An 8552-nucleotide genomic window follows, 5' to 3' on the forward strand; every position below is an offset into this window, starting at 1 on the left:
GAAATTAGGTCACCTTTCACCAGTAGATTACCGGAAAAAGATGACTAAAATGAGATGCTCTTTTTAAATTGTGTCAAAAAGTAGTTGCATTCCCAGGGATTGTGGGGTATTTTTTTCGTGGGAAGAGAAATTGTTTCATTATAAGAGGGGGATTTGGTGGGTAGGTAGCTTGTTCCGCCTTTTTTGTAATCTAGCTGCGCGGGCTAGCTCTCTTCAACAAAATGAGAATGAAATTCGTGGCAACAAACGCCACTATAATTTAATTCTGCGTTTTGCTCGAGAGCTGAACGAGTCCGCTTCGCTTTTTATGTAATCTAGCTGCGGGCGTTTGCACCACTCGGCAAAGTGAAAATAAAATTCGCGGTATAAAACACCGCTATAATTTGATTTTGCACTTTGCTCGGGTGCTGATCAGCTTGTTCTGCCTTTTTTATAATCCAGCTGCGTGAGCTAGCTCTCTTCGATAAAATGAGAATGAAATCCGCGGTAAAGAACACCGCTATATTTAATTCTGCATTTTACTCGAGAGCTGATCAAGCTCACTCCGCCTTTTTTCATTAACATCTTATGAGAAAGATGATAACTTGAGAAGTATTTTAATAACTGATTGACTTATGAAAAAAATTCTGTTATTTTCATTATTAAAAATAAAATCTGACAAGTAAAACAAAAGGGCTTTTCATAGTAGGAAGAAAACTTTGAAAATCTTTCTGTTTTATTTGCCAAAATCGAAAAAAATAAGGATAAAAGGAGAGATTACAAGAATGTCAAACTGGGAAACTAAATTTGCGAAAAAAGGGTTAACTTTTGATGATGTTTTATTAATTCCAGCAGAAAGTCATGTATTGCCAAATGATGTAAATATGCAGATTCAACTTGCTAAGAACATCAAATTAAACATTCCGATTATGAGTGCGAGTATGGATACAGTTACTGATAGTAAGATGGCGATTGCTATGGCGCGTCAAGGCGGCTTGGGTGTGGTTCATAAAAATATGAGCATTGCTGCGCAGGCTGAAGAGGTTCGTAAGGTCAAACGTTCTGAAAGTGGCGTAATTATTGATCCTTTTTTCTTAACTCCCGATCATTTAGTTGCTGATGCGGAAGCTTTAATGAGCCGTTATCGCATTAGTGGCGTGCCGATTGTTGAAACGATGGACAATCGCAAATTAGTGGGAATTTTAACAAACCGTGATTTACGTTTTGTAGATGATTATCAAATTGAAATTGCGGAAGTTATGACTAAAGATGATTTAGTGACAGCACCAGTAGGCACTTCTTTAAAAGATGCAGAGAAAATTTTGCAACAACATAAAATTGAAAAATTGCCAATTGTTGATGAAGCTGGCCGTTTAAGTGGTTTAATCACAATTAAAGATATTGAAAAAGTGATTGAGTTTCCTAATGCTGCTAAAGATGAGCATGGTCGTTTGCTTGTAGCAGCAGCTGTTGGGGTAACGAGTGATACTTTTGAAAGAGCCCAAGCTTTGATTGATGCTGGCGTAGATGCGATTGTTATCGACACCGCTCATGGTCATAGCGCTGGCGTAATTCGTAAAATTAAAGAAATCCGCGACACTTTCCCAGAAGCAACGTTAATTGCCGGCAACGTGGCAACGGGTGCGGCGACTAAAGCTTTATATGATGTAGGTGTTGATGTGGTTAAAGTCGGCATTGGACCTGGTTCAATTTGTACAACACGGGTGGTTGCTGGTGTTGGGGTGCCGCAATTAACAGCCATTTACGATGCAGCGGCGGTTGCGCGGGACTATGGTCGCACGATTATCGCTGATGGCGGAATTAAATATTCTGGCGATATTGTGAAAGCTTTAGCAGCTGGCGGACATGCGGTTATGTTAGGTAGCATGTTAGCAGGTACCGATGAATCTCCAGGGGAATTTGAAATTTATCAAGGTCGTCGTTTTAAAACTTACCGTGGCATGGGTTCTCTGGGTGCTATGGAAAAAGGTTCTAGCGACCGTTATTTCCAAGGTGGCGTGAATGAAGCCAATAAATTAGTTCCCGAAGGTATTGAAGGTCGGGTGGCTTATAAAGGTAGCGCGGCTGATATTCTTTTCCAAATGATTGGCGGCTTGAAATCAGGTATGGGCTATGTTGGTGCAGCGAACTTAGAAGAATTGCGTGAAAATGCCCAATTCGTTCAAATGAGCGGTAGCGGTTTGAAAGAATCTCACCCTCATGATGTTCAAATTACCAAAGAAGCACCAAACTACTCTGTAGAATCTTAATTTAAAAAATAAAATCGTAATGATTAACCAGCAAGCTGTATGTGGCTTGCTGGTTTTTTGATGAACCAGAAAAAATGGCGGTAACCTGTAGGATTTCTGCTGTGAATGGCACTTTTAAAGCTGTTTTTTATCTTTTATAATAGTAGTTAAGGTTTTTTATAAGGAACAAATTAATGTTCAAGAAAGTGTCGAAAAAAGTTAAAATCCAGTTGGGGCTGTTGCTTTTTTAGCTGTAGTTGGAAATGCGTGGTATTACAGCCAAGTAACAAAATTTAAACGTGCCTATGAGCATGGAACGGAATTTGAACAATTGGATGCGTTGCTGAGTAAGAAGTATCATGCCAAAGATGTAGAGGCTGCCGGTTATTTTGTGGATAAATATTATTTAACTATGAATGAACGGGTGTTGCCTATTAAGATTACCGAGCGAATTGAAATATCGTATATAAGTGATTCGGAACTTACAGTTTTTTAACATTTATAGAAGATAATAAAAATATATTGATACAAATTTATTATGATGAAAAAATGGTTATCGATAGAAATGCCTATTCGAAGCATGGCGGAGAAGAACCAACAACGAGTTATAGTTTAAATGAAGAAGAAATTGCCGTTTATGACAAAGAAGTAAAAACCGCTATTAAAACTTTTTTGGATAAAGTGTATGAGGAAAAATATCAATAGCTATGCATTGAAGAAAATAATGGGACTGCTTGAACAGTCGTTTTTCGGCATTAATCTGCTGTGTAAAAAAGCGATTGCTTAACAGAAAAAGGGAAGATGTGGTTATGAAACGAAGAATTAGTATGTTGATAGCGTCATTATTAGTGCTGAGCTATTTTACTTTAAAAGGGCCGATTCAAGAGTATCTGGAAATAAAAAATGGGTCAGATGCAGTGCTTGCGAAAAAATTTGTTCGGGCAAAATACTCGGAACTTTGGGAAGAACAAGCTGATAATTTCAATATAAATGTTAGAGGTAAAGATAATCACGTTTATGATGAGTTGCAATTTGGGCAATGCAAAGTAATTAACTATCTTTTTTATAAAGATTCACAGTTAATAGAGCTAGAAAAAAACTATAGTCATCAATATCCAAAAAAATTTGTAGCGTTTTATTTTGTTGAAAATGAATATACCTATTATTACGTTAAGACTAAAGGTGCTGACTTAGAATCGTATTCTTTAACAGATCCAGCAGATAAAGATTTTATCGAAAAAACTAGCTCGTTAAGCGTTGCGGAACTTAAATCAGATTTTGAAAAGAGTCATCAAGAGTTTTTAAAAGCTTTACATAGAGTTAAAAATAAGGAACTTGAAAATGTAAAAACCGACCTTAAACTGGCTACACTTTTTATGGTAATTTTCGCAACTTTATCATTGGTGGTGACTATATTATTTTCACGTATTAAAGTGGATTAAACAAACAGCAATCTTCAGCCGATGGACTGGGGATTGCTGTTTGTTGCACTTAAACCCACGAAATAAGAAATAGTTAATATTTAGATAATAGCTAGGTTAAGATTTACCCCTTATGCTAAGAGCATGGATTTAAGAAAAGGGGCGATAACAATGAAGAAAAAATTACTTGTTTTAATCGGTGTGGTGGTACTCGTTGGTGTGTTAGGTAAAACCTTGCTAGCAAATGCAAGTCTTGGCCACTCAGTAAATGAAAGCTGGGAAATTCAAGAAAAAGAAATCTCCGCTATCGAAGTGGTGGGGTGTCCGCAAAATGTTAATGTTACGATTGCAGAAAGCGATGAACCGACTACCAAAGTTCAAGTGACAGGAAAAATTTCACAAAAATGCGCAAAAGAATTAGCGACGGTAAAATTTGACGACGGTAAATTACGATTGGTTTTAGGTTCCACTGGGCTGGTTGCTGTAACGGTTATTCCGGATGAAGCCGAAGCAGTAACGGTTACGATTCAATTAGGGAAAGATGCTCAGGTGGCAAATTATCTCATTGATACGGCGGCTGCAGCTCATGTGAAAATTCCTAAAAGTTATCAAGGTTCTTTTGATTTGGATACGAATAACAAGGGAACGATTGTAAAACCACAAACCAAAGCCACGCAAGCTGCAACGATAAAAATTTCGGCAATCGGCGATATTGATGTAGTAAAATAAAATCATTGAATAGACAAAATAAACCACGTAAGCAATCAAAAGGAATTAATGACTGCTTACGTGGTTTTATTACGCGTTTATTTAATAACCGTTACGCCACCCATATAAGGAACTAACGCTTCAGGGACGGTTACAGAACCGTCAGCGTTTTGATAATTTTCCAAAATAGCTGCCACAGTTCGGCCGACAGCTAAACCAGAACCGTTTAGCGTGTGGGCATATTGGACTTTATTTTCAGCGTCCCGGTAGCGAATCATGGCACGGCGGGCTTGGAAATCTTCACAGTTAGAGCATGAGCTGATTTCGCGATAAGTATCTTGGGCAGGAATCCAAACTTCTAAATCATAAGTTTTAGCAGCAGAGAAGCCCATGTCGCCAGTACATAAAGCCAAAACGCGGTATGGCAAATCTAATTTTTGTAAAATCGCTTCAGCGTTAGCAGTCATTTTTTCTAATTCTTCATAAGAATGCTCCGCATCACTGAATTTAACCATTTCGACTTTATTAAATTGGTGCAAGCGAATTAAACCACGAGTATCACGGCCGGCACTCCCCGCTTCAGAACGGAAAGAAGGGCTTAGGGCTGTGAAATAAATTGGTAAATCAGCTTGATCGAGAATTTCGTCGCTGTAGTAGTTGGTTAATGGCACTTCAGCGGTTGGAATCAAAGTGAAATCAGAATCTGCTAATTGAAAAACATCTTCTTTAAATTTAGGAAACTGTCCTGTACCGAACATTGCTTGGCTATTAACGATGTAAGGTGTTAACATTTCCGTATAACCGTGCTCGCTAGTGTGAGTGTCCAACATAAAGCTGTAAACCGCCCGCTCCAAGCGTGCTCCTAAGCCTTTGTAATAAACAAAACGGCTACCCGCAACTTTTGCGCCCCGTTCAAAATCTAGAATGCCTAAGTTTTCAGCGATTTCCCAGTGAGGTTTAGTTTCAAAATCAAAAGTTTTCGGTGTGCTCCAACGGCGAACTTCCACGTTATCTTCTTCGTCAGCACCAACGGGTACAGACAGATCAGGTAAGTTTGGTAAAGTAGTGGCGATGTCTTTTAATTTTTCATCGATAGTAGCGATGGCAGCATCTAATTCTTTAATTTCAGCCCCAACAGTTTTCATGGCTTCGATTTTTCCGCTAGCATCTTCTTTGGCGCGTTTTAATTGAGCGATTTCTTCAGAAACTTGATTTCGTTGACTTTTTAATTCTTCTACCGCCACTAAAAGTTTTCGGCGTTCTTCGTCCATTTCCATAAATTCGACTAAAACCGCTTCAGGTACACCGCGGGTTTTTAGGCGTTTCGTTACTTCAGCAAAATTTTGGCGCATCATTTTAATATCTAACATCTTTTTTCCTCCTATATAATAAATGTGATTTGTAACAAATAAAAAAAGCCACTCCATCCCCATAAATCTTGGGACGAAATAGCTGTAATCGCGTTGCCACCCAAGTTCAGATTTTTTATAAAATCTGCCCTCGAAACAAGATAACGGTTGTGAACCGATACAGCTTAATCAAAGTTTTCGCTGTATTCGTTAATGAAAAGTGGATTCCTCCCCAGCTACTATTGACTTACACCAACCGCCAACTCTCTAAAAATAAGCAAAAGAAGTACTAGCTTTTCCGAAATGATTGCTTTTAGTATAAGCAAAACTAAAAGAGAAGTCAATAAATAAAAAAAGCGGAGCAAGCTGACCAGCTCCCGAGTAAAGTGCAAAAATAAATTATAGCGGTGTTCTATACCGCGAATTTCTTTTTCACTTTATCGAGAGGAGCTAGCTTGCGTAGCTAGATTAAGAAAAAAGCGGAGTGGCTTGTTCTGCACCCGAGTAAAATACAAAAAGCGAAAGAGCCTCCGCCCTTCCGCTAAAAGTTTCCTACTATTAAACAAAGGGTTCTTTAGGAACTGCCCGATTAATCACTTTTTTTCTTGGCAAATGAACGATGAAAGAAGTCCATTGATCATTTGATTTGGCATAAATATAACCGCCGTGCAAAGTAACAATATTTTGGGCAATCGCTAAACCTAAGCCGGTACCGCTAATTTCTTGCGAGCGAGATTCATCCACCCGATAAAAGCGATCGAAAAGTTGATCCAAAGCTTCTTGGGGAATCGAACTGCCGGAATTTTTAACGACAATCGTCGCTTCGTTATCGTCGCCGGTAACTTCCATCACGATTTCTTGCGTGCCTTTCCCGTATTTCAAGGCATTACTTAATAAGTTGTTAAAGACCCGCACCAATTTTTCCGTATCGCCTTCCATTAAGAGATGCTCCGGATTGGCGTGGACGGTTATCGTGGTGTGTTGCTGCTGCGCCTCTAACTCAAAATCAATCGCCAGCTGCTCAATTAACTGTACCATATCAAAAGAAGTGTAGTTGACTGGCACAGAAGGTTGTCGCACTCGCGTGTATTCAAACAAATCATCGACTAGCAATTTCATCTGCTTAGCTTTTGTATAAGCAATATGAGCATATGATAAGGCATCTTCATTTGAACGATACTGGCGATCTTCAATTAAACCAAGATAGCCAATAATCGAAGTTAGTGGGGTGCGGATATCATGGCTGACATTAGTAATCAGCTCATCTTTCGATTTTTCGATTTCCCGCTCATCTTCAATCGCCGCCACCGTACTGTCAACCAAACCGTTGATGCTAGAAATGATTTTATTCAAATCGCCTTTTAACTCAAAAGGAATGCGATGGTCATAATGGCCCTCGGCAATATAATGAAGTTCACTGATAATGTGGCGCAACTGCATTTGGTGATAACGCCGCAGCAAGCGCCAAAAAACGATTAAGACATCTATCACGAAAAACAACGGCAAAATCACAGTTCGTCCACTCAAGAAAATATCCGAGTTCAACCAATCCACAAAGATGTTTTTAAAAGCCCAGACTGCATCTTTAGATGAAGGGGAATTTTCAATCCATGTGGATAACAGCACCAAGACTGCAATATTTAGCAAAAGTAGAAGAACTACCGTAACAATTGCTTCTGCTAAGAGCTCGCTGATTTCCTTAGAAGTTAAAGTAATGCGTTTTTTCTTTTCTATAGAAGAAACTGGTTTATCTTGCATCAATTTTATAGCCTACTCCCCAAACGGTTTGAATAATTTTTTCGCCATCAGTCGCATCTTCAATTTTATCTCGCAGGTGACTCACGTGAACCATGACCGTTTTCGCCGAAACAATACTTTCTTGTTTCCAAACCCGCTCGAAAATTTCATCGGCGCTGAAAACCCGATTAGGATGACTAGCTAATAAGTATAAAATCCCAAATTCCAAAGCCGTCAACTGAATTTCGGTGCCGTCAATCGTTTTAACTTCATGAGAGTCACGATTAATAATCAGTGAATTGATTTCTAAAACATCCGGCTCATCCGCAGTGACTTGCATTTGTGTCCGACGCAATAAGGATTTCACCCGCGCCATCACTTCCAATGGGTTAAATGGTTTCGTCACATAATCATCAGCGCCGGCAACCAAGCCTTTGATTTTATCCATATCAGTAGTTTTAGCGGTTAACATAATAATCGGAATTTGTGATTCCTTCCGCAATTCTTTCACCACTTGCATGCCATCCATCACCGGCATCATAATATCTAAAATCAATAAATCAATATCAGAGGTGGTGCGCAATTTCATCAGTGCCTCTTTACCATCATGGGCTTTCACCACTTCATAGCCCTCATTGTGAATATAAATACTCAATAAATCAACAATCTCTTTATCATCATCTACAACTAATATTTTCATAACTAAACTCCTTGCTTCTATATAATAGTAATCTTTAACATTAACTTTCCCCCTTAGTTTACCATAGGATTTACGGAAAGTTTATCAGATTAAGCTATTTAAGAGATTTTTTAAACATTTTAGAAAAACGTAAAAATTAGCTCAGCCCTTAAAAACGAATAAGCCCCAGAGAAAACGTAATAACCAGCCTATACCAGCCGTAAAAACCGAATAAATGAAAGCCCGCAATCCAATATGGTTCACCAATCAAAAAAACTTCAGAAAAATCACAAAAACAACTTGCAATCTCCCATTATACTTGTTATATTATTACTTGTGCTTGAGACGCAATCATAACGAAAAAAACTTTTTAAACTTTTTGAAAAAAAGAGTTGACGAAAACTTTTCACCATGATAGACTAATCAAGTC

7 protein-coding genes and 1 other annotated feature are annotated in these 8552 nt (G+C 38.5%); of the genes, 4 read left to right on the plus strand and 3 right to left on the minus strand.

What is annotated here, in order from left to right; all coding sequences use genetic code 11:
* The first annotated feature begins 764 nt into the window (after nucleotides 1-764).
* The 4 genes from guaB (at nucleotide 765) to M2139_RS13860 (ending at nucleotide 4378) form a co-directional block, all read left to right on the plus strand.
* On the plus strand, nucleotides 765-2249 hold the full coding sequence (gene guaB, locus M2139_RS13845; protein WP_280739441.1) for an IMP dehydrogenase: 1485 nt from the start codon (nucleotides 765-767) through the stop codon (nucleotides 2247-2249).
* Between the two features lie 528 nt (nucleotides 2250-2777).
* Nucleotides 2778-2933, plus strand: coding sequence for a hypothetical protein (locus M2139_RS13850; RefSeq protein WP_280739440.1), 156 nt, complete (start codon nucleotides 2778-2780; stop codon nucleotides 2931-2933).
* A 104-nt stretch (nucleotides 2934-3037) separates the two neighbouring features.
* A complete protein-coding gene (locus tag M2139_RS13855; protein WP_280739439.1) occupies nucleotides 3038-3670 on the plus strand; it encodes a hypothetical protein in 633 nt (210 codons plus the stop codon).
* A 150-nt stretch (nucleotides 3671-3820) separates the two neighbouring features.
* Nucleotides 3821-4378 carry a hypothetical protein gene (locus M2139_RS13860; protein WP_280739438.1) on the plus strand — a complete coding sequence of 186 codons (558 nt, stop codon included), beginning with the start codon at nucleotides 3821-3823 and terminating at the stop codon, nucleotides 4376-4378.
* A gap of 77 nt (nucleotides 4379-4455) precedes the next feature.
* On the opposite strand, the gene serS is transcribed toward M2139_RS13860, so the two are convergent.
* From serS to M2139_RS13875, 3 genes are all read right to left on the minus strand, one after another.
* The gene (gene serS / locus M2139_RS13865) at nucleotides 4456-5727 is read right to left on the minus strand and encodes a serine--tRNA ligase (RefSeq protein ID WP_280739437.1); all 1272 of its coding nucleotides are present in this window, start codon (nucleotides 5725-5727) and stop codon (nucleotides 4456-4458) included.
* 66 nt (nucleotides 5728-5793) lie between these two features.
* Nucleotides 5794-6017: a binding site (T-box leader), on the minus strand.
* Between the two features lie 247 nt (nucleotides 6018-6264).
* Complete coding sequence (locus tag M2139_RS13870; protein ID WP_280739442.1) at nucleotides 6265-7464, minus strand: HAMP domain-containing sensor histidine kinase; 1200 nt, start codon at nucleotides 7462-7464, stop codon at nucleotides 6265-6267.
* Nucleotides 7454-8143, minus strand: a complete 690-nt coding sequence (locus M2139_RS13875; RefSeq protein ID WP_280739436.1) for a response regulator transcription factor — start codon at nucleotides 8141-8143, stop codon at nucleotides 7454-7456. Before M2139_RS13875 ends, M2139_RS13870 begins: the two co-directional genes overlap by 11 nt.
* Between the last annotated feature and the right edge of the window lie 409 nt (nucleotides 8144-8552).

It is taken from the genome of Enterococcus sp. PF1-24 (assembly GCF_029893325.1).
GTDB lineage: Bacteria > Bacillota > Bacilli > Lactobacillales > Enterococcaceae > HY326.

What these genes read in the sequence shown, in the direction of transcription:
- M2139_RS13870 (WP_280739442.1), bottom strand. Translation starts at nt 7,464, where the DNA reads ATGCAAGATAAACCAGTTTCTTCTATAGAAAAGAAAAAACGCATTACT.
- serS (WP_280739437.1), bottom strand. Translation starts at nt 5,727, where the DNA reads ATGTTAGATATTAAAATGATGCGCCAAAATTTTGCTGAAGTAACGAAA.
- guaB (WP_280739441.1), top strand. Translation starts at nt 765, where the DNA reads ATGTCAAACTGGGAAACTAAATTTGCGAAAAAAGGGTTAACTTTTGAT.
- M2139_RS13875 (WP_280739436.1), bottom strand. Translation starts at nt 8,143, where the DNA reads ATGAAAATATTAGTTGTAGATGATGATAAAGAGATTGTTGATTTATTG.
- M2139_RS13860 (WP_280739438.1), top strand. Translation starts at nt 3,821, where the DNA reads ATGAAGAAAAAATTACTTGTTTTAATCGGTGTGGTGGTACTCGTTGGT.
- M2139_RS13850 (WP_280739440.1), top strand. Translation starts at nt 2,778, where the DNA reads ATGGTTATCGATAGAAATGCCTATTCGAAGCATGGCGGAGAAGAACCA.
- M2139_RS13855 (WP_280739439.1), top strand. Translation starts at nt 3,038, where the DNA reads ATGAAACGAAGAATTAGTATGTTGATAGCGTCATTATTAGTGCTGAGC.